16 protein-coding genes are annotated in these 21,251 nt (G+C 69.0%); 9 read left to right on the top strand and 7 right to left on the bottom strand.

All coding sequences use genetic code 11. The features are described from left to right. The first annotated feature begins 9 nt into the window (after positions 1–9). From OWM54_RS39845 to OWM54_RS39835, 3 genes are read left to right on the top strand one after another with little or no spacing between them, the layout of a single operon-like run. On the top strand, positions 10–2,232 hold the full coding sequence (locus OWM54_RS39845) for a DUF4139 domain-containing protein (protein WP_267700709.1): 2,223 nt from the start codon (positions 10–12) through the stop codon (positions 2,230–2,232). Next, positions 2,232–3,794: a DUF4139 domain-containing protein gene (locus OWM54_RS39840; RefSeq protein WP_223747342.1), complete on the top strand. Its 1,563-nt coding sequence runs from the start codon at positions 2,232–2,234 to the stop codon at positions 3,792–3,794. Before OWM54_RS39845 ends, OWM54_RS39840 begins: the two co-directional genes overlap by 1 nt. A gap of 9 nt (positions 3,795–3,803) precedes the next feature. Beyond that, a complete protein-coding gene (locus OWM54_RS39835) occupies positions 3,804–4,520 on the top strand; it encodes a hypothetical protein (RefSeq protein ID WP_267700708.1) in 717 nt (238 codons plus the stop codon). A gap of 16 nt (positions 4,521–4,536) precedes the next feature. Here OWM54_RS39835 and OWM54_RS39830 read toward each other — a convergent pair whose 3' ends face one another. Beyond that, a complete protein-coding gene (locus OWM54_RS39830) occupies positions 4,537–6,738 on the bottom strand; it encodes a transporter substrate-binding domain-containing protein (protein ID WP_267700707.1) in 2,202 nt (733 codons plus the stop codon). Between the two features lie 184 nt (positions 6,739–6,922). On the opposite strand from OWM54_RS39830, the gene OWM54_RS39825 reads away from it, so the two are divergent. Next, entirely contained in the window at positions 6,923–7,516 is a 594-nt protein-coding gene (locus tag OWM54_RS39825; RefSeq protein WP_267700706.1) for an HD domain-containing protein, read from the top strand. A 25-nt stretch (positions 7,517–7,541) separates the two neighbouring features. On the opposite strand, the gene OWM54_RS39820 is transcribed toward OWM54_RS39825, so the two are convergent. The 3 genes from OWM54_RS39820 to def form a co-directional block, all read right to left on the bottom strand. Then, a complete protein-coding gene (locus OWM54_RS39820) occupies positions 7,542–8,390 on the bottom strand; it encodes an MBL fold metallo-hydrolase (RefSeq protein ID WP_267700705.1) in 849 nt (282 codons plus the stop codon). Positions 8,391–8,464: 74 nt separating this feature from the next. After that, positions 8,465–9,109 carry a glutathione S-transferase domain-containing protein gene (locus OWM54_RS39815; protein WP_223747337.1) on the bottom strand — a complete coding sequence of 215 codons (645 nt, stop codon included), beginning with the start codon at positions 9,107–9,109 and terminating at the stop codon, positions 8,465–8,467. A gap of 138 nt (positions 9,110–9,247) precedes the next feature. Then, a complete protein-coding gene (gene def / locus OWM54_RS39810; RefSeq protein WP_267700704.1) occupies positions 9,248–9,850 on the bottom strand; it encodes a peptide deformylase in 603 nt (200 codons plus the stop codon). 127 nt (positions 9,851–9,977) lie between these two features. Here def and OWM54_RS39805 point away from each other — a divergent pair, with 127 nt between their 5' ends. After that, a complete protein-coding gene (locus tag OWM54_RS39805) occupies positions 9,978–10,478 on the top strand; it encodes a hypothetical protein (RefSeq protein ID WP_141323456.1) in 501 nt (166 codons plus the stop codon). Positions 10,479–10,488: 10 nt separating this feature from the next. Here OWM54_RS39805 and OWM54_RS39800 read toward each other — a convergent pair whose 3' ends face one another. After that, positions 10,489–11,646 (bottom strand): fatty acid desaturase family protein, encoded by a 1,158-nt coding sequence (locus OWM54_RS39800; RefSeq protein WP_267700703.1) that lies wholly within the window; start codon positions 11,644–11,646, stop codon positions 10,489–10,491. A 292-nt stretch (positions 11,647–11,938) separates the two neighbouring features. On the opposite strand from OWM54_RS39800, the gene OWM54_RS39795 reads away from it, so the two are divergent. From OWM54_RS39795 to OWM54_RS39785, 3 genes are all read left to right on the top strand, one after another. Next, entirely contained in the window at positions 11,939–13,147 is a 1,209-nt protein-coding gene (locus tag OWM54_RS39795) for a type I restriction endonuclease (RefSeq protein ID WP_267700702.1), read from the top strand. Between the two features lie 24 nt (positions 13,148–13,171). Then, on the top strand, positions 13,172–14,971 hold the full coding sequence (locus OWM54_RS39790) for an SIR2 family protein (RefSeq protein WP_267700700.1): 1,800 nt from the start codon (positions 13,172–13,174) through the stop codon (positions 14,969–14,971). Between the two features lie 314 nt (positions 14,972–15,285). Continuing rightward, entirely contained in the window at positions 15,286–15,690 is a 405-nt protein-coding gene (locus tag OWM54_RS39785; RefSeq protein WP_141323460.1) for a hypothetical protein, read from the top strand. 100 nt (positions 15,691–15,790) lie between these two features. Here the strand turns inward: OWM54_RS39785 and carB are convergent, their stop codons facing one another. Next, positions 15,791–19,045, bottom strand: a complete 3,255-nt coding sequence (gene carB / locus OWM54_RS39780) for a carbamoyl-phosphate synthase large subunit (protein WP_223783706.1) — start codon at positions 19,043–19,045, stop codon at positions 15,791–15,793. Between the two features lie 153 nt (positions 19,046–19,198). Here carB and OWM54_RS39775 point away from each other — a divergent pair, with 153 nt between their 5' ends. Then, the gene (locus tag OWM54_RS39775; protein ID WP_267700699.1) at positions 19,199–19,996 is read left to right on the top strand and encodes a hypothetical protein; all 798 of its coding nucleotides are present in this window, start codon (positions 19,199–19,201) and stop codon (positions 19,994–19,996) included. A 52-nt stretch (positions 19,997–20,048) separates the two neighbouring features. Here OWM54_RS39775 and OWM54_RS39770 read toward each other — a convergent pair whose 3' ends face one another. After that, positions 20,049–21,239, bottom strand: a complete 1,191-nt coding sequence (locus OWM54_RS39770) for a pyridoxal phosphate-dependent aminotransferase (RefSeq protein WP_267700698.1) — start codon at positions 21,237–21,239, stop codon at positions 20,049–20,051. Positions 21,240–21,251 lie beyond the last annotated feature (12 nt).

Here is a 21,251-nt window from a genome sequence, read left to right as displayed (position 1 = left end):
AGGGGGCGCATGCTCGTCGTGCCATCCATGTTGGATGCGGTCACCGTTCACGCGGAGGGGGCGCTCTGCACGCGCATCGCCACCCTCCAGCTGGTGGAGGACCGCGTCCCCAATGAAATCCAGCTCAACGGACTTCCCCTCTCGCTGCGAACCGGGACGCTCCGGGCCGCGGTGCGACAGGGCCCGCCCGGCCTCACCATCCGCGCCATCCGGCCCACCTTCGATGTCCAGCTCCCTCCCGAGGTCGACGTCCCCCAGGAGCACCGCGCCCTGGAGGAGGCCCTCTCGCGCGTCTCGGACGTGACGGCGCGCCTGGAGGTCACCCGGCGCGAGCTGCAGGCCGTGGGCAAGCTCAAGCCCACCTTCCCGCCGCAGAAGAAGGCCCGCTACACGCCCCACCAGACGCCCCTCGACTCACTGCTGGCGCTCACGTCCTTCGTGGACACGGAGCTGGCCACGCTGAACGCGCGGCAGCTCGACCTGGAGCGGGAGCTGCGCGACGCGGAGAGCGACGTCCGCCTGCGACGCCAGCGCCTGCACGAGGCCTCCTCGTCCGTCCGCGGCGAGCGCGCCCGCGTGTACCGCGCCGCGGTGCTCACGCTGTCCGGCAACCCCTGGCCCCGCGAGACGCCCGCGCTCATCGCGCTGGAGTACGCCGTGCCCGGCGCGCTCTGGGTGCCGACCTACGACTTGCGGCTGCCTCGCACGCTGGAGGAAGGCTCGCTGCGCATGAGGGCCACCGTCAGCCAGAACACCGGCGAGGACTGGACCGGCGTGAAGCTGTCCGTGTCCACCGCCGCCCTGGACCGCCGGGCCGAGGTCCCCGAGCTCAAGGCGCTGCGCATCGGCCGTCGCCAGCCGCCACCGCCGCGCTCGGGCTGGCGTGAGCCACCGCCGGGGCTCGACGAGCTGTTCGCGGGCTACGACGCCCGGCGCGCTCCGGCGCTCACCAAGCCGAGGCCGCCGCCGATGGAGCCACCTCCGCCCCCCGCGCCCGCGCCGTACGTCGCGGACCACGAGAGCACTGACTCGGGAATGGAGAGGCTCCGCAGCGCGCCCGGTGGCGCCGTGGGCTCCGCGCCACCGTCGGCGAGGGCCAAGCGTCTCGCCGCTCCGTCCGTACCGCCCCGTCCCTCCATGGCGCCCCAGCGGGAGCTGTCGCGCTCGCGAGGCGGCTTCGCCAGGAACCAGGCGCCCCTGGAGGAAGAGGTCCTGGCCGAAGCGCCGGGCGACGACGACGACATGCCGATGGCCTCCATGGACCTCGCCGACTTCGACGGGGCCAGGGGAGGTGGAGGCGCCAGCGTGGACCGACTCTCCGCCGCCGCGCCGCGCCTGGAGCCCTCCGACAGCCTGCTGGACTACGACCGGCTCACGCTGGCCGCCGCCGATGACCTGGAGGGCCGGGGCCGACTGCGCTCACGTCCCACCCACGTCACGCGGGAGCTCATCGCGCTGCAGGCCATGCAGATCCAGGTGAACGTCCTCTCGTTCATCGCCGTGAGCGAGCAGCAGGTGTCGAGCCTCCGCCAGTTGCCCCTTCCGACGTGGTCCGTGCCGCCGCGCGAGTCGGCGATGCACTTCGACGCGAAGTTCGACCTGGAGTCGAGGGTCGACGTGCCCTCGGACTCGGCCTGGCACACGTTGCCGGTGTTGTCGGTGCCGGTGGGCCTGTCCGCCGAGTACGTCATCGTCCCCTCCGTGGAGCCGAGGGCCTTCCGCACGGTGCGCGTGGAGAACCGGACGCCCTACCCGCTGCTCGCCGGCCCCGTGGACGTCACGCTCGGCGACGAGTTCCTGATGACCTCCCCGCTGCCCACCATGCCCCCGGGAGCCACGCAGCGCCTGGGCCTGGGCGTGGAGGAGTCCATCAAGGTCGCGCGCAACACGCGTTTCGACGAGGCCACCGGCGGCATCTTCGGTGGCGCGACGATGCTCACGCACCACGTGTCGGTGGAGCTGGCCAACCGGCTCTCCAACCGCATCCTCGTGGAGGTCTGCGAGCGCGTGCCCGCCGTGCCCACCGGCTACGAGAAGGACATCAAGGTGGAGGAGACGGAGACGGCGCCCCCCTGGCAGAAGCGCACGCCGCTTCCGGGCGAGGCCCCCGTGGAGGGCGAGCGTGCCTGGCGCGTGGTGCTCCAGCCCGGTGAGGCGCAGACCCTGAAGGCGACGTGGACCGTGAAGATTCCCGCCAGCAAGATGCTGGGCGGCGGAAACCGGAGGACCTGATGAGCACGCCCCTCACCCTGCCGGTGGTCAAGGTCACCGTCCTGGAAGATCGCGCGCTCGTCGAGCGTCGCGGAGAAGTCCCGTTGGTCCCCGGAGCGCAGCGGCTGGTCATCGCCGGCCTGTCGCCGCTGGCGGTGGACCGCTCGCTCCAGGCGAAGCTCGCCGGAGGCACCGTGTCCCAGGCCCGCGTGCGCCGCGTGACGCGCGCCCAGCCTCCGGAGGCGCTGCGCGAGCACGCCACGGAGCTGAGCCGTCGCGTCGCGGACCTGGAGCGCCTGGAGCGACAGGCCCGCGCGGACCGGGAGCGGCTGAACACGCGCCACGGCCTGCTCACCGCGGCCCACGCGGACGTGTACCGCGCCATCTCCGAGCAGTCCGGCGGAGGCGTCGCGCAGCCCGACACGTGGAAGCAGCAGCTCGACAACGTGCGCGAGGCGCTGGAGGCCGTGGACTCGGCCCGGCGACTGGCGGCCGTGGAGGAGCAGCGCCTGCAACAGCAGCTCGCGCAGGCGCGCGGCGCGCTGTCGAACACGCAGAAGCCCGAGACGAAGCTGGACGTGCACGCCGAGCTCGAGGTCGGCCATCCCGCGGGCGGCACGGCGCTGCTGTCCATCACCTACCTGGTGCCCTGCGCCGCGTGGCGTCCAGCGTACCGCGCGACGCTGGAGCCGGCCCAGGGCACCCAGGGTCCGACGGTGCGCCTGGAGTGCGAGGCCGTGGTGTGGCAGCGCACCGAGGAGGAATGGAAGGACGTGGAGCTGGCGCTGTCCACGGCGCGTCCCACGCTGGGCGCGGCGCCGCCCCGGCTGGAGTCGGACTGGCTCTTCCTGCGCGACAAGACGGAGCGCGAGAAGCAGGTGGTGGACGTCTCGGTGCGCGAGGAGGTCATCCAGAACACGGGCGAGGGCGCCGGTGCCCGACGCGACGAGGGCCTTCCCGGCATGGATGACGGCGGCGAGGCGCTGTCCCTCACCGCGCCCCACCGCGCCCACATCCCCGCGGACGGAGAGCCGCACCGCATCCCCCTTTTCCACTTCACCGCGCCTGCCGCGTCGGAGCTGGTGGTGTGCCCGGAGCTGTCGCCGCTGGTGCACCGCGTGGCGAGGTTCGACAACGTGGGCCCGTCCGTGTTGCTGGCGGGGCCGGTGGACCTGGTGCGGACCAGCGGCTACGTGGGGCGCTCGCAGCTGCGCTTCACCGGCAAGGGCGAGCGCGTGCGCCTGGGCTTCGGCAGCGAGGACTCGCTGCGCGTCGCCCGGATGACGGACATCCAGGAGGAGACGAGCCGGCTGTCGGGGCGCAAGCAGAAGACGCACCACGTGAAGATGTTCCTCTCCAACATGAGCGCCCAGCCCGCGGCGGTGGCGCTGGAGGAGCGCATCCCCGTCTCGGAGGTGGAGTCGGTGGAGGTGACGCTCCAGAAGGACACCACCCGCCCGGCGCCCACGAAGGTGAGCGCGGAGGGCATCGCCCGCTTCGAGCTGACGGCGCCGCCGCGCTCTCAGCAGGAGTTGACGTTGGTCTACACGGTGAGCAGCGCCGCGAAGGTGGCGGGGCTCTAGAGGTCCCTCATGCGCACGTCCCTGTATGGACTCGGGTTGCTCATGGCGTGGGGGCCGGTGTCCCCGGCCTTCGCCGACACGCCGCCTCCTCCACCGGAGCCCGAGCAGGAGCGGCGCATCCCCCAGGTCGCCGTGGACGTGGGCGGCGGCTGGGGGCGGATGCAGCACCCGACCACGGACATCCCCGGGCTGAGGAACGAGGTGCGCACCGTGGGCGCCCGGGCCAACGCGGTGCGACTGGCCGGAGGAATCCACTTCAACATGGTGCGCGGCTCCGGTCGGACGGACTGGTGGTGGACCAATGGCGTGGACTGGTACCTGCTGGGTGACGACGTCCAGGTCCTGGCGCTGAGGCCGGGCCTGGAGAAGCGCCTGTCGCTCACGGACTCGCTGAGCCTGGGCGTGAGCCTGTTCGGCGCCGCGTCGGAGGTGTCGCTCGCCACCGGCCGCATCTCCGCGAACATCCCCGGGACGGGCGGCGGAGACCCGGTCATCGACGGCCGGTACTTCCAGGCGCGCTCGCGCAAGTGGATCTTCGGCGGAGGCGCGGGCGCGGCGCTGCAGTACCAGCTCAACCGCTGGTTCCACACGCGGATGCAGGTCGGCTACACGCAGTTCGTGTCGCAGGCGAAGAACTTCCAGGTGAGCCCGGTGAAGGGCCCGGACAGCTTCTCCGTCTCGCTCAGCGGCCCGTGGGCCGCGGCCTACGTGGGCGTGGGACTGTGACTCCGTCCCGTGCCCGTCAGTGCTGGACGACGGACACGTAGGCGCCGTAGCGCGTCTGGATTTCGGAGACGTACTTCACGGGCTCCGAGCCCCGGCAGTAACCGTGTCGCGCGCGGCGGTAGTGCTTGGGCTTCTCCAGGAGGAGCATGGCCTTCTCCACGTTGCCGAACCAGCGGTTGGGGTCCAGGCCCTGCTCCTGCGCGAGCCGGCGTGCGTCCAGCACGTGGCCCAGGCCCGCGTTGTAGGAGGCCAGGGCGAAGCGCAGGCGCTGCTTGAAGGGAATCTCCGGAGCGATGCGGCCGAGGAGCTGGTGCATGTACTTGACGCCCGCGTGGATGCCCTGGTCGGGGTCCTCGAGCTTGCGGAAGCCCAGCTCGCGGCCCGTGGCGGGCATGACCTGGAAGAGGCCCTGCGCGCCGACCCAGCTGCGCGCCGAGGGGTCGAAGCGGCTCTCCTGGAACATCTGCGCAACCATCAGCCGCCAGTCCATGCCGTAGCGCGAGGAGTACGAGCGCACCAGCAAGTCATAGGGGGAGATGGTGCCCGCGGCCACGGCCGCCTCGGTGGTCGCCGGGGCCTCGGCGCGGCGGCCCTCGAAGTAGCGGCGGCGAGCCAGGTTGTATTCGGTCCCGCGGTAGGTCTTCTGCACGAAGCCGTCGAGGAAGGCACGCAGCTTCACGCTGCCCGGGCGCACGGCGAAGGCGATGCCGTGGTGTCCGTCCTTGCCCGCGGGCGCGCCCTGCCCCGGTACCGTCAAAGCGGCCTCCACGTCCTCGCGATAGACGCGCTCGGCGGCGAGGATGTGGCTGTCCGTGACGGTGAAGGGAATCTCGCCGCGCGCCACGCGGTCGATGAGCGTCTCGGTGTCCTGGTCCTCGGGCTCCTCGACGACAGTGAACCCGTGCTGGGTCGCGAGGGTGCTCAGATTGGAGAAGTGGCTGGACGTGCGACGCACGTGGATGAACTGGCCCTTCAGGTCCGCGAGGGACGCGGGACGCGGCGAGCCGACCCGCTGCACGAGGACCTCCTCCACGAAGAGATACGGGCGACTGAAGGCGACCTCGCGCTGGCGCTCGGGTGTGACGGTGAGCGCGGCAGCGATGACGTCGCCCCGGCCTTCCTTGAGCCACGTGAGCAGCTCCTCGTACGTGTCCGGGACGACGACCTCCAGGCGCACCTTGAGCGCGTCCGCGGCGAGCTTCGCCATCTGGTAGTCGAAGCCCGCCTGTTCACCGCGGTGGAGGAAGTACGTGACGGGGCTGTTGCGCGTGAGGACGCGGAGCACGCCGCGCTTGCGGATGCCGTCGAGGTCTCCGGTGAAGCGCTGCTCGCGGTGGTCGGTGAGGGCGCGCTCGACGAGGAAGGCGTCCAGCGCGGTGCGCAGCAGGGGGTTCTCCAGCCGCACGGCCCAGGCGAGGGCGCGCTTCTCCGCGACGGGGAAGAGCGCCTCGACGTCCGGGTTGTAGGTCTGGATGGCCGCGAGCAGGTGGCTGTCGACCACGGTGAGGGGCAGCTCGCCGCGAGAGACCTTCCACACGAGCTCCTCGGAGTCGAGGCTCTCGGGCTCGGGATGGACGGTGAGGCCCGGGGCCTGGGCTTTCGCGAGCGCGGCGAGGGACGTGGCGAAGGTGGAGCTGGCGCGCACGTGCACGGCGCGGCCCGCGAGGTCCTGGGGCTTGCGCGGCAGGTCCGTGGCGCCCTTCTTGCCGACGAGCACCTCGTTGACCAGGGCGATGGGGCGGGTGAAGGACAGCTCGCGGGAGCGCTCCGGGGTGACGGTGAGGTCGGCGGCGATGATGTCCCCGCGTCCCTCTTTCAGCAGGGGGATGAGCTGGTCGAAGCGCTCCACGGCGATGAGCTCGACGGACACGCCGTGCTTCTCGGCGAAGCGCTCCAGCAGCTCGCGGTCCTGCGAGCGGGGCGTGCCCTGGCGAGGCAGGGAGCTCTCATCGGTGGTCTCCACGAGGATGCGCAGGACGCCGCGCTTGCGCAGGGCCGGTAGGTCACCGGTGAACGGGGGCTCGGGAGGCTTCGCGGGCTCGGCGTCGGGCGGCGCGGCTTCGGCGACGAGCGGCAGGGGTGTCTCGGGGAACGGCAGGTCTTCGGGCTCCGTGACAACGGGCGCGGCCACGGGCGCCGGCGGGGGCGCGGGAGGCTCCTGCTTGCAGGCGACGACACACACGAGCAGCGCGGCGACGAACCAACGAGACGACTCCATGGGTGCTTCCCCCTCCTCGGAGCCATGTCCGGATGCGTGGACACGCTCCCCTCGCCTCCCCTCTACCCGAGGTGACGGGGTGAACGCACGTGGGCCCAGCGAAGACGCACACGGAGGGTTCCCGGACCTGGGACGGCGACCCACCCGGAGTACGGACGCGGGCCGGTGTACCGTGGAGGGCGACATGAAGACGAAGAGCTCGCCGCCCGTGGCCCTGTTGCGAGGACGCAAGACGCTCCCGCTCATCGAGACGTACTTCGAGCTGAACCACTTGAAGCAGCTCTTCCGTCAGGGCTGGCTGCGGGTGGGGATTCCAGCCGAGCGCTGCGAGAGCGTGGCGGAGCACTCGCTCTTCGTGGCGCTGCTGTGCCTGTTCATCGCGGACAGCCACTTCCCGGAGGCGGACGCGGGTCGAGCGGTGCGCATCGCGCTGCTGCATGACCTGGGTGAGGCGTACGTGGGAGACCTGACGCCGCACGACGGCGTGGGGCGCGAGGACAAGCACGCGCGGGAGCGGCGGGCCATGGAGCAGCTCGTGGGGAAGCTGCCGCGCGGCGCGGAGTACCTGGCGCTCTGGGATGAGTACGAGCAGGGCACGTCGTTCGAGGCGCGGCTCGTGCGGCAGGTGGACCGACTGGAGATGGGGCTGCAGGCCTGCGTCTACGAACACCAGGGCGCGGGAGACCTGTCCGAGTTCTTCGCGTCGGTGGAGAAGGCGCTGGAGGCGCCTGAGTTGCGCGCGGTGCTCGCGGAGCTGGAGGCACTGCGGCCGGACTGAGCTGTTCAGCGCGACAGCCCAGTGCTCAACCGAACCAGCGGCCCGACTCGGGCGCGAAGATGCGGACGCGCTCCGCGAGGGTGGGCGGCAACCGCTCACGAACGAGGGCGTGCACCTCCTGCGGCCCGAGCGCCTGGCTGAAGTGCATGAGCACGAGGGCCTCGTTGCGGAAGCGGTCAGCCTGGGCGAGGAGTTCGTCGAGGTGGAGGTGCGCGCGATCTCGCGCGTCCTGCACGGAGCGCTTCGGGTCGACGAAGGTGCACTCGATGACGAGCACGCGCGAGTCGAACAAGGTCGGCTCGGTCTCCAGGATGCGCGAGAGCGTGTCCGTCGCGTACGCGAGCTCCAGGTGGTCCACCTGCGTGAAGAGGTCCTCACCGGCCTTGCGGCGCTGGGCGATCTCCTGAGGCGGCAGCGCGAGGAACTCGGGGCGGAGCTTCGTCGCGCGGCGGAAGAACTGATAGCCGAGCGAAGGCACGGGGTGATGCGTGCGGAAGGCGCGCACGTGGAGCCCCTGCCCCAGGGGCTGCGCATCTCCGTGCCGCATGGGGACGGTGGTCACCTCCATCGACGTGTGATGGAGCCGGGAGAGGACCTGGAGGGCCTCGTGGACGGGCGCCTCGATTTCGGCGGGGATGAAGAGCTGCGGAGCGCCCTTCCCCATCAACCGGCGGATGCCGAGCAGCGCCCCGAGCGCGCTGGCGTGGTCCGGGTGCGCATGGCTGAGGAAGATGCGATCGCACCCGGCGAACGAGCGGATGGGGATGCCGACGTCGAGCACCACGTCGAGCTCGGGCACCTGGAGGGAGGTGTAGACACCGCCGACGGAGATGCCTCGGACGGTATAGGGACCTGCCTGGACCTCGGTGATCATCGCCGTCGCTTATCGCGCGACTCGTGTCACGTCGCAACCCGGGGCACGGCAGGCCCCGGGCATGACGCGAGTGCTCAGGTGTCGAAGCGGAAGGTCGTCTCGACGCACGAGGCGCGCTGGCCGAAGCGCTGACAGAACGCGGTGAGCGCCGCGTAGGGAGTGGTGTCCAGCACCTCGCGGAACGACAGGTGCATCACGAGGCAATAGAGGGAGACCTCGAGGAAGCTCACGCTTCGCTCCGAGGGGAGCTCGGCGAGCGCGGCGTCCACGTTCTGCTCCAGCCACGCCATCATGTTGAGCAGGCTCGTGCGCAGCTTGTCGTGGTGAGCCCCGGACTGGGCCCCGCCCCCCACCTTGGACATGACGATCGTCACCTCCGTGGCCATGGTCTGGAGGACCAGCTCCTGCATGTTGGCGGACAGGGACTCGGTCAGGTCCTCGGGCCACAGCACGCGTGCTTTGTGGGTGGAGTGGCGCCGCAGCTCGCGACAGACATTGAGCGTACCGAACCACGAGCCTCGGGCCGTGCGCAGCACGGGAATCTTGAGCGCGGGATTGCCGCCGTAATCCTGGAGATTGGGCGACATGATGTCGCGCAGGATGTGGAAGTCGTAGGCGACGCCCAGCTCCGCCGCGAAAATGCGCGCGATGCGGGTGAAGTGAGAGCTCGAGCGGCCAATCAGGATGGGCCGGGTGAGGTCTTCGTTCGCGACAGTCATCGGTGTACCCCCGTCAGGGTTTGACGGAGGCCACCGTAGGCGCTCCCCTCCCCGGGTACAACGCGCGGAGGACTCGACTTCGCGCTGTACCGCTGCGGGCCCATCGAAGCTGTGCTCCTCGACGAGCCTCCCAGGGCCTCACTCGGCGTCGGAGGGAATCCGGAGCGCGGAGCGCACCTCGGCGGTGGAGAGTCCGGCCCAGTGGCGACGATGGTTCTCCCCCGTCGTGAAGCTGCGAGTGGCCATCCGGTCGACGTAGAGCGTGCCGTCGAGGTGGTCCAGCTCGTGCTGGAGGATGCGGGCGTACCAGCCCGTGGCGCGAATCGTCACGGGGCGGCCCTGCTCGTCCAGCGCCTCCACGCGCACGCCACGTGCTCGGGCCACGAGCGCCGCGAAGCCCGTCACGCTGAGGCAGCCCTCGTGGAACTCGGCGGGGGTCGCGTCCTCCACCGTCAGCTTCGGGTTGATGAGCACATGGAAGGGCACCGGCTGCCGCTCGCGCGCCGCGAGGTCCGCGGAAGCCACGCCGGCCTGGTACTCCGCGCGGTCCTCGATGACGACCAGGCGAAGGCCCACGCCGACCTGGGGCGCCGCGAGCCCCACGCCCGGGGCGTCTCGCATCGTGTCGCGCATCAACACGATGAGCCGCTGAATCTCCGGACTGCCAATCTCCTCGGGCGTCAGGTCTCGCGCCTGTTGACGCAGCACCGGCTCTCCCGCCTGGACGATCTTGAGCACCATGCGACGAGCGTAGCAGGCGAACTGGAGTCCCCTGCCGCCGAAAAACGGCGGCCCGCGATTCGTCTGTCAGGCCACGCTGTTCGCCCCCCATTGGCCCGGCTTGTGAGCAGAGGTTAGGCTGCGGCCCATGGCTCGTCGCAAGAAGGCCGATGAGATCGCCGCGCGTGTCCGCAACCTGATTGCGATGGACGCGGCTGGAATCATGCGCCGGTTGGAAGCACGGCGTGACGAGATGTTCGCGCTCTTCTCGCGCTTGCGCAGCCGCGAGCCGCTGCTGGAGACCATCGCCTCGCGGTACGCGGAGGGGGCCTTCGAGCAGCTCATCCACCTGCCCGAGCAGGAGCAGGCGGTGGTGGACAGGTACTACACGCACCTGGACGAGCTGCGCTGGTACTTCACGTACACCGAGGACATGCCGGGCACGGCGCAGGTGAACTTCATCAAGCTGCACAAGCGGCTGGAGGAGTCCTACCGGGTGCTCGTGGTGACGCTCGGGCCGCCGGTCTCCGCCGATGGTGCGCGGGTGGTGGATGCGGAGGTCCTGCGCCGTGAGGACAACGGTGGCACGGCGGAGAAGACGCTGACGCGGGCCATGCCGCCCCGCCAGCGTCGCGCGTCGCCGAGCTGAGCCCTCGACGTCAGGCCACGTGAGCCTGGAGTGACTCGGTGGAAACCGGAGCGGTCTCCGCGCTCTCGCGCGGGGTGAGCTTGCGCATGGAGCGCTTGCCCACGACGACGTCCACCATCTTCCGGACGCGGGTCCAGACGCTCTCCTGGACGTAGGGGATGCCGTACTTCTGGCAGAGCGCGAGGACCTTGGGCTGGGCCTCGCGGTACTTGAGCATCGGCAGGTCGGGCCAGATGTGGTGTTCGATCTGGTAGTTCAGCCAGAGGTGGGCGAAGTCGTTGAGGTCTCCGCCGGTGCGGTAGTTCGCGCTGCCGATGACCTGCTGGACGTAGCGCTCGCCCTTGTTCGCGGGGGACGTGTCGAAGCGGTACAGGTCCTCGCCGGTGTGGTTGGGGCCGACGACGAGGAACGTGTGGACGCTGGTGAGCACGTCCGCCATCAGCGAGTTGCAGAACGCGCTGAACGCCGCCCAGGAACCGATGATGAGGAACAGGGCCGGGAAGAGGACGAACTGGACGGCGGCGTACGGGAGGTAGCAGCGCAGCAGCAGCTCCTTCCACTCGGCGCCGGAGAGCGAGCCCCCATCGCGACGGCCCTTGCGGCGCAGGGCGCTGAGCGTCTCGGGGGCGTAGTACGAGGCGCGCCAGGTGAGGGCCAGGAGCGTGAGCTGGACGTAGCGCAGGAACAGGGGCCGGGCCGGGTTGCGCAGCGTGCCCTCCGCGTTGCGCTCGAGGAGGTCGGGGTCCGACTCCTCACCGGTGTACGAGTGGTGGAGGACGTTGTGCTCGAACACCCAGGCATCCGGGAGCATCCAGTCGAGCCAATCGAGATAGCGACGTGCGCCCTTGGCGAAGCCCTTGCCGGTGCGGGACGCAGGGAGCCCGGGGACGCGGTCATAGCCGCGGTGTCCCACGTGATGCATGAGGAGCCAGCGCGTCGAGCGGCCCACACTGAGCGCGGCGGCGCTGAACGGGTTCGGGGCGATCCAGCAGGTGGCGATGCCCAGCAGCGTGCCGATGCGGCCCCAGCGCTCGATCTTGCGGAGATGCTTCGCATCCGCTTCGCCCAGATTGGCGTCGAGCTCCGCGCGCAGTGCCTTCAGGTCCCGGTGGAAGCCCTCCACGTCCACGGAGGCGATGTTGAAGGCGGGGGGCAGAGACGACGACATGCGTGAAGCTCCTCGGGGGAGGATGTAGGTCCAGGGGCGGAAGCAGCGCGTCAAGGGTAGCCGCCCAAGCGTGGGACGGGAAGCGCTTCCGTCCGGCGACGAAGGCAGAGCACACCGCGAGCGAACCCAATGCCAGATGCAATACCACCACGGTAGTAGGGTCAAAGCGTGACACAGGGTCTGCCTTGACCTTGCTCAAACAGCCGATACCGAGAGGTGTTTGAGTGATTCGCGCCATGCGTTAGCGTGTAAGGGATGCGGCGGTGCGCCGTGCACGACGTGGGGGAACGACATGGGCCTTGGCGAAGATTTGCGACTGCTGTCCGAGCAGGTTCGTAAGCGGCAGGCGTTCATCAAGGGGGAGGAGGCCACGAAGCAGGCTCTCATCCTCCCGTTCATCCAAGCGCTGGGTTACGACATCTACGATCCCACGGAGACGCAGCCGGAGTACGTCGCGGACTTCGCCAAGAAGCGCGGCGGCGTCATGGAGAAGGTGGACTATGCGCTGCACCTGAAGGGGCAGCCCGCGCTCTTCATCGAGTGCAAGGCCGCGGACGCGGTTCCCGAGGACCACGACGGACAACTGGCGCGCTACTTCAACGCCACGCCGTCCGTGCGCATCGGAGTCGTGACGAATGGCACGCGCTACCGGTTCTTCACCGACCTCCAGTCCTCCAACATGATGGATGCGACTCCGTTCATGGAGTTCAACGTCCTCAACTTCACCGATCGGGATGTCGACCTGCTTCGCCCCTTCACGAAGGAGTTCTTCGATGCGACGTCCATCCAGGGACACGCAGAGGAGATCATCTTCGTCGGCAAGGTCACGGCGCTCATCAACGAGCTGCTGCGCAACCCCTCCGAGAGCTTCGTTCGGTTCCTGCTGGCGGAGGTCGAGCTGGTTTCCGGGCGCGTCACACGCAACGTGGTCGAGCGCTTCGTCCCCATCGTGAAGAAGTCCATCCAGACCACGCTCCTGGACATGATGACAAAGTCGATCCAGCAGGAAATCGCCCAGCCCAACGCCCCCAGTGCCGCCGCGCCGAGTCCCGCGGAGGCGCTGCAGCGAACGGCAGAGGTCGCGGATGGGCCAGTGGTGCCACAGATCGAGACCACGGAGCTCGAACTGGAGATCTTCCGAATCGTCCAGAAGCAGTGCGCCGAATCCGCGCTCAGGCAGTCCATCAGTTACAAGGACTCGACCACCTACTTCGGCATCAACCTGGGCAAGGTGACGTCCTGGTTCATCCGGGCCTTCACCAACGGGAAGAAGAAATCGCTCGTCACCCGGCTACCCGCGGAACAAGCGGCGATGCTCGCCCCGGGGTTCGAGGTGGAGGCGGCGCCGGACGGCATCGGTAGGAGCCGCATCTACTTCAACGCTTCTGGCGACATCGAGAAGCTCCGGACGCTGGTGCTCGTCGCCTACGAGGAGGAAGCCAGACGACAGAGCAGCGGTAACGCCGATGGTGGCTCCTCCGAGAACACGACGTCAGTTTGACCTACTCAGGAACCCGCCCCACTCATGCCCGTTGAAGCCCTTGAACGACTCGCGTCACCCAACTCTCTGCTCAACTCGCTGAGCAACAGCGACAAGAAGATTGCCTTTCTTGTGGGTTCTCCGTTGTCGATGCCGGACACACCGGGATCCCCCGGTGTCCCAGGCACCGCGGAGATGGTCAGGCGCGCCAGGGCGGCAGCAGGCGCGAAGGCAGAGGCCGAGTTCGATGCCACTCTTGCGACGGCGGACAGCACACGGCAGTACCAACTCGCGATGCAGCTCCTTCGGAACTGGAGCAATCAGGAGGCGGTCAATCGGGTCATTCGCGAAGCCGTGTTGCAAGCCAGGCTGACTGCATCCTCCGCCGAGACCGCTGACGTCCAGCGCTTCGACGAAGACCACCACGGTTGGTACCTGCCTGCCGCGACGCGAGATCTCGGAAAGCTGGTCGTATCGTTCCCCGAGCGATTCGGTCCCATCCTGACGACCAATTTCGACCCCCTCATCTCCGTTGCCATTCGGCAAGCGGGGGGCCGGGTGTCGCAGGTCATTCTTCACGCAGACGGACGACTGGATGCCGTGCGGCCCGAGCGGGGCGACCATAGCGTCGTCCATCTGCATGGGTACTGGACCCGCTCGGATACGCTTCACACCCCGATACAGTTGACCCAGGAACGCCCGAATCTTGACGCATCACTCCAGTCACTTCTGCGTGAGTACATCCTGGTGGTGGTTGGCTACGGCGGATGGGACGATATCGTCACGCAGGCCCTGGCGAAGTGTGGCCATGACACTCACGCCAATGTGGACATCGTCTGGGCCTTCTATGAGTCGGATAGTGCCCTGGTCCACTTTCGATACAAGTCTCTCATCTCGAGCATTGGCTCCATTTCCGGACGCGGCCGGTTCCGCATGTACGGAGGCATCAACTGTCACACGATGTTCAATGACCTCCATAGGGAAATTGAACGTCTGGCAACACCTACGTCCATTGCTCCGCCCCCCTCCGTGCCCAAGGAGGTCCTCGTTCCGGTCGCAGCCCCACCTCGCCCGAGTCCGGCCGACGTCGTGAAGGCCGTGCCTCCAGCGCCCCCTGCGACCACCGCCGGGCGAGTCGATCCACCCGTGGCTCCGACAGCGAGCCTCCCCCCGACGAAAGTCGAACCTTCAAGAACGCGCTTCGGGCCACGACTGCTGGTCCCTCTGCTACTGGTCGCAGTGGGATTCCTGTACCTGCGCGAGTCCGAGTCGACGCCCCACCGCCCCGAGCCCACCACGCCCTCTCCAGAGCGCGGAAGGTCCCAGCGCCAGCGGGAGTCGAGAGGGAGCAACCCCGACCTGCCGATCGTTCCAGGCGCGCAGCAGCCCGCACCACCGCGAGCCGTTCCCATCAGCGGCCTTGTCGGTGCTTCAACGCACCCCTCCACCATCGAGGGGCTCCGCAGCAAGAACCAGGTCAGTCTCATCCCCCGAAGCAACAGACCTCAACGTGCGAACGACATGCCCGAGGGTTCCTACGGTTTCGCGCCAACAGAGACGGTCTATCAGTTGAGAGCGGCCACCGTCGTCGCCTCCCCGATGGGCGAAGCCTTCGAACTCCACCGCCTTCGAAACGACACCTTCACCCTGGTTGGCTACGTCCAGCCCGCGAGCCGAACGGCCTTCGACCAAGGGCGAGCCATGAACCTCGTGCTCGCTCCGCGTCCTGACTCGGAACGACAGCAACTCCTCGGTGTCCCCTTCCAGCGGATTTCCTCCTTGGGGCTGCGTTCGGACGGAGGAAGCCGAGTCCTCCTGGTGTCGCTGAGCGAAGCACCTCACTGACTTTTACATCCGAGGCTCAGCCCACCGCGCCTCATTGAATCCTTCACGTCGCATCAACTGAAAAGCTCATGCACAAATCCCTGTTTCTGGCTGTATTTGCCGTTGTGTTGATGGGAGCGGATGAAGGTGGCTGCGGAGATACCTCCGAGCCCCTACCGCCCCCGCTGGTGGAATGCACCCCGGAGTCGTGTTCGGGCTGCTGCCAGGGAACCACCTGTATCGCGGGGAACACGACGAACGCCTGTGGGAACAGCGGCCTCTACTGTTCCGCGTGCGTGGGTTTGAACTCCTGCAATGTCGAGCGACGAGAGTGCGTGCTGGATGTCTCCTCCTTGGTGGCCATCCAGCCCTCTCAGGCCACCATCTCCGCGCAGGATCCCAACGACAACCTTGACTGGGACGTCGATGGCTCGGCGCCGGATGTGGTCGTCGAGCTGCGGTGCCCGACTTCCGTCGCTGGCGAGCCGCTGGTGACGCGGACACCCGAGATCTCCAGTTGGACGCCCCAGTGGAGCACGGGTGGCTGCTCCACCTCCGCGGAGGTGCTGCTCGCCCAGCCCATCGAGTTCAAGGTCCTCGATATCGACACGCTCCTCGACGACGAGATTGGAACCATCAAGCACCAGCTCACCCAGGATGAGCTCAAGGCAGGCACTGTCTCCCTCTCCCTGCCGCCGGCAATCACCTCGCTGACGGTGACGCTGTCTCGGGCTCGGTAACCATTCAACCGAGGCATTCCTCCCCCGGAAGCACCACGGCCCCGCTCCCAACTCAGGGGAACGGGGCCGCGATTCACCTCAGGACCGAGCGCCCTGAACCCTACCGGCGAGCCTTGCCCGGCACCGTGCTGGTGACGCCCAGGTACTCCTGCAACGGCTTGACCTCCAGGTCCGCCCGCTTGAGCGACTCCAGCGCGCCCACCGCCATGCGCGCCGCCTGCACCGTCGTGTAGTACGGCACCGAGTGCATCAACGACTCACGGCGAATGGAGAAGCTGTCCGCGATCTCCTGCTTGCCGAAGGTGGTGTTGATGACCAGCACGATCTCCCCGTCGACGATCTTGTCGACGATGTTCGGCCGGCCCTCCTTCACCTTCTGCACCACCTGCGCCTCGATGCCCTTCGTCGCCAGGTACTTGTGCGTCCCCGCCGTCACGATGAGCGTGAACCCCATCGCCCGCAGGCGCCGCGCCAGGTCCACCACCGCCGGCTTGTCATCGTCCTTCACGGAGATGAACACCTTGCCGCTCTTCGGCAGCTTCACCCCCGCCGCCAGCTGGCTCTTGGCGAAGGCCGACGCGTAGTCCTGCGCCAGCCCCATCACCTCGCCCGTCGACTTCATCTCGGGCCCGAGGATGACGTCCACGCCCGCGAAGCGCGCGAAGGGGAACACGCTCTCCTTCACCGCGACGTGGTTCATCTGGGGCTCCTGCGTCGCCCCCAGCTCCGCCAGCGTCTTGCCCACCATGCACAGCGCGGCGATCTTCGCCATCGCCACACCCGTGGCCTTCGAGATGAACGGCACCGTGCGGCTCGCACGCGGGTTCACCTCCAGGATGTAGATGGTCTTCCCCTGGATGGCGAACTGCACGTTCATCAGCCCCACCACCCCCAGCTCCTGCGCCAGCGCAATCGCCTGGTCCTTCATCCGCTCCACCAGGTCCGGCGACAGCGAGTGCGGAGGCAACGTCGCCGCCGCGTCACCCGAGTGCACCCCGGCCTCCTGGATGTGCTCCAACACCCCGCCAATCATCACCGCGCCCGTCCGGTCCGCCACCAGGTCCAGGTCCACCTCGATGGCGTCCTTCAGGAACCGGTCGATGAGCACCGGGTGCTCCGGCGACGCGCTCACCGCCTCACGCATGTACCGCTCCAGGCTGGCCGCGTCGTACACCGTCTCCATCGCCCGCCCACCCAGCACGTACGAGGGACGCACCATCACCGGGTAGCCGATGCGCTCGGCCACCTTGAACGCCTCCGCGTGGCTGCGCGCCACCCCGTTCTCCGGCTGCGTCAGCCCCAGCTTCTCGATGAGCGCGCTGAACCGCTCACGGTCCTCCGCCCGGTCGATCGCGTCCGGCGGCGTCCCGAGAATCGGCAGGCCCGCCTTCTCCAGCGGCACCGAGATGCGCAGCGGCGTCTGCCCACCGAACTGGACAATCGCCCCCACCGGCTTCTCGCGCTGCGACACCTCGAGCACGTCTTCAATCGTCAGCGGCTCGAAGTACAGCCGGTCCGACGTGTCGTAGTCCGTCGACACCGTCTCCGGGTTGCAGTTGACCATCACCGTCTCGTACCCGGCCTCGCGCAGCGCGAACGCCGCGTGCACGCACGCGTAGTCGAACTCGATGCCCTGTCCAATCCGGATGGGACCGCTGCCCAGGATGAGCACCTTCTGCCGGTCCGTCGGAGGCGCCTCGTCCTCCTCCTCGTACGTCGAGTACAGGTACGGCGTGAACGCCTCGAACTCCGCCGCGCACGTGTCCACCCGCTTGAACACCGGACGGATGTTGCGCGAGTGCCGGTGCGCCCGCACCTCCTCCTCCGGGTAGCCGAGCAGCTTGCCCAGGTACTTGTCGGAGAAGCCGTGCGCCTTCGCCTGCCGCAGCACCTCGTCCGGCAGCTGATCCAACCGGCCGTACTCCTGGATGGACTGCGCCTCGCGCACCAGCATCTCGATGTAGCGCAGGAACCACGGGTCGATGGCGGACAGCTGGTGCACGTCCGCCACCGTCAGGCCCTCGCGGAAGGCCTGGGCCACGAACCACGGCCGCTCGGGGCGCGGGATGCGCAGGGCCTCGCGCAGCACCTTCTCACGCTCCTCCTTCTCCTGCGGCAGCTCGGGCGGCTCCAGCCCCACGCGCCCCAGCTCCATCGAGCGCAGCGCCTTCATGTACGCCTCGGGGAAGGTCCGGCCGATGGCCATCACCTCGCCCACCGAGCGCATGCTCGTGGTCAGCGTCCGGTCCGCGTGCGGGAACTTCTCGAAGTTGAAGCGCGGCACCTTCACCACCACGTAGTCCAGCGTCGGCTCGAACGAGGCCGGCGTGTCGCGGGTGATGTCGTTGCGCAGCTCGTCCAGCGTGTAGCCCAGCGCCAGCTTCGCGGCGATCTTCGCGATGGGATACCCCGTCGCCTTCGACGCCAGCGCGCTGGAGCGCGACACGCGCGGGTTCATCTCGATGACCACCATGCGGCCATCCTTCGGGTGGATGCCGAACTGGATGTTGCTGCCACCCGTGTCGACGCCAATCTCCCGGATGATGGCCAGCGACGCCTGACGCATCCGCTGGTACTCGCGGTCCGTCAGCGTCTGCGCGGGCGCCACCGTGATCGAGTCACCCGTGTGCACCCCCATGGGGTCCAGGTTCTCGATGGAGCAGACGATGATGACGTTGTCCGCCGTGTCGCGGACCACCTCCAGCTCGTATTCCTTCCACCCCAGCACGCTCTCCTCGACGAGGATGGTGGACGTGGGCGAGGCCTTCAGGCCCGAGCGACAGATGGTCTCGAACTCCTCGCGGTTGTACGCGATGCCGCCGCCGGTGCCGCCGAGCGTGAAGGAGGGCCGGATGATGGCCGGGAAGCCGATCTCCTCCACCAGCGACATGGCCTGGTCGAGCGTCGTCGCATAGCCGCTCTTGGGCAGCGCCACGCCGATCTTCTGCATGGCCGCCTTGAAGAGCTGGCGGTCCTCGGCCTTGTTGATGGCCTCCAGCGACGCGCCGATCAGCCGCACCCCGTACTTCTCCAGGATGCCCTGCTCGGCGAGCGCCTTGGCCAGGTTGAGGGCCGTCTGACCACCCATCGTTGGCAGCAGCGAGTCCGGCCGCTCGGCGGCGAGGATGCGCTCCGCCGCGTCGACGGTGATGGGCTCGATATAGGTGCGAAAGGCGAATTCGGGGTCCGTCATCACCGTGGCGGGGTTGCTGTTGAGCAGCACCACCTCCACGCCTTCATCCCGGAGAGCCTTGATGGCTTGAGTACCGGAGTAGTCGAACTCGACGGCCTGCCCGATGACAATCGGGCCCGAGCCAATCACCAGAACCTTGCGGATATCGGTACGCTTGGGCATCGGGGCGCCCCCATACCAACCTCTGCCCCGGCATGCACGGATGTTATGTGGCCGTGTCCTGCCGGCCGCCCAGCCGCCCGGTGCGCCGGGTCCACACCCGGCACGCGCCAGGGCGCCCCGCTCTGCTACGCTCCGCCCCTTCTCGGAGGTCGCATGCGTCGCTGGTCCCTGGCCCTCATCCTCTCCCTCACCTCGCCCGCGCTCGCCCTGGCGCAGGAGACGCCCGAGCCCACCGCCGCGCCCCCCGCCCCCCAGGAGCCCGCCGCCCAGGCCCCCGCTGCCTCGCCTCCCGTGAAGGCCGAGCCGCCCCCCGCCCCCGTCCCCAAGCCGGCCGAAGCCGCCGCCGCAGAGAAGCCCGCCGCCGCCCCGGAGAAGCCCGCCGCCGCGCCAGAGAAGCCCGCCGAGGACGCGAAGCCTCCGTCGCCCAGGCGCGCCGAGCCCGTCGCCCCCGCGCCCGCACAGAAGCCCACCACGGTGCCCCCGACGGCCGCCGCGCCTGTGCCGGCCATGCCCACGAACCTCCAGGCGGGGCTCGACACGGCGCCCCCGCCGCCCACCTCCGCGGAGGAGCTCAAGCGGCAGGACATCCAGACGAGCGCGCGCGTGCTCTTCCAGTTCCTGCTCACCGGCGACGTGCGCAGCACCGCCAACGAGCTGTTCTACCCGTTCCAGCTCGAGGACAAGCGCTACGCCACGCCCGAGGAGCTCGTCGCCGCGTGGGTGAAGCAGCTGCGCGTGAAGCGCACGGACCTCATCTCGCTCTACGACGTGGAGGTGCTCACGCTCGAGGCGATGGAGAAGAAGTACGGCAAGGCCCCCGCCCGGCTGGGCCTGGACCTGCGCAACACGAAGGACATCTGGGTGGCCGTGGGCAACCTCTCCGGCCGCGCCGCGGTGCTCGTCTATCGCCCCTATGGCGAGGAGCACCGCGCCTTCGCCTACACGGACTGAGCCCGTTCGCTCCGGCGTCGCGCTCGGGCGACACCGGAGCGCTCGAGGGACTTCAGCGCAGCGCCTGGACCAGCTCGCCCAGCCGCTCCAGCCCCTTGCCGAGCACCTGGCGCGAGGTCGCGAAGCTCATGCGGATGTAGCCCTCGGCGCCGAACGGATCTCCCGGCACCGCGGCGACGCGGAAGTCGTCCAGCAGGATTTCGGAGAGCTGCACCGAGCCCGCCACGGCCTTGCCCTTGTAGGGCCGCCCGTAGAGGCCGCGCACGTCCGCGAGTGCGTAGAAGGCGCCCTCGGGCATCCGGCACTTCACGCCGTCGAGTGCGTTGAGGCCGCCCACGAAGAAGTCCCGGCGCTCCTTGTACTCCTTCACCATGGCCGCGATGGTGTCCGGCGGGCCCTTGAGCGCCGCCAGCGCCGCCTTCTGGCCGATGGACGAGGCGTTGGACGTGGACTGGTCCTGCACCAGCTGCATCGCGGACAGCACGGGCCGGGGCCCCGCCGCGTAGCCCAGGCGCCAGCCCGTCATGGAGTACGCCTTGCTCATGCCGTTGACGACGACGAGCCGGGGCACCAGGTCCGGGGCCACGTCGCTGATGCCCAGCCGCTCGCCCGTGTAGAGGAGCTTCTCGTAGATGTCGTCGGTGACGATGAGGCAGTCGTGGCCGCGCACGGCGTCGGCGATGCCCTCCAGCGCGGCGCGCGAGTACACGGCGCCGGTGGGGTTGCCCGGGCTGTTGATGATGATGGCGCGCGTGCGCGGGGTGAGCACCCGGCGGATGGCGTCCGGATCCGGCGCGAAGCCGTCCTCCTCGCGCGTGTTGACGATGACGGGCGTCGCGCCGGCCAGCCGCACCATGTCCGGGTAGCTGACCCAGTAGGGCGCGAAGATGATGACCTCGTCACCCTCGTCCAGCACCGCCTGGCAGAAGTTGTAGAGCGCCTGCTTGCCGCCGGAGGTGACGAGCACCTGCTCGGGGGTGAAGCGCAGCCCGTTGTCGCGCTCCAGCTTGTGGCAGATGGCCTCGCGCAGCTCGGCGATGCCCGCGGTGGCGGTGTACTTGGTGAAGCCCGCGTTGAGCGCGTCGATTGCGGCCTGCTTGACGTAGTCGGGCGTGTCGAAGTCGGGCTCGCCCGCCGCCAGGACCACGACGTCCACGCCTTGGGCCGCGAGCGCCTTGGCGCGGGAGTTGAGAGCGAGCGTCGGGGAGGGCTTGATGGCCTGGAGCCGGCGGGCGAGTTTCATGGCCCGGATGCG

Origin of the sequence: Myxococcus sp. MISCRS1 (assembly GCF_026626605.1) — a bacterium.
Classification (GTDB): Bacteria; Myxococcota; Myxococcia; order Myxococcales; family Myxococcaceae; genus Myxococcus; species Myxococcus fulvus.
Note: the sequence above shows the minus strand (reverse complement) of the source record. Positions and strands in the feature narration are given on the sequence as shown.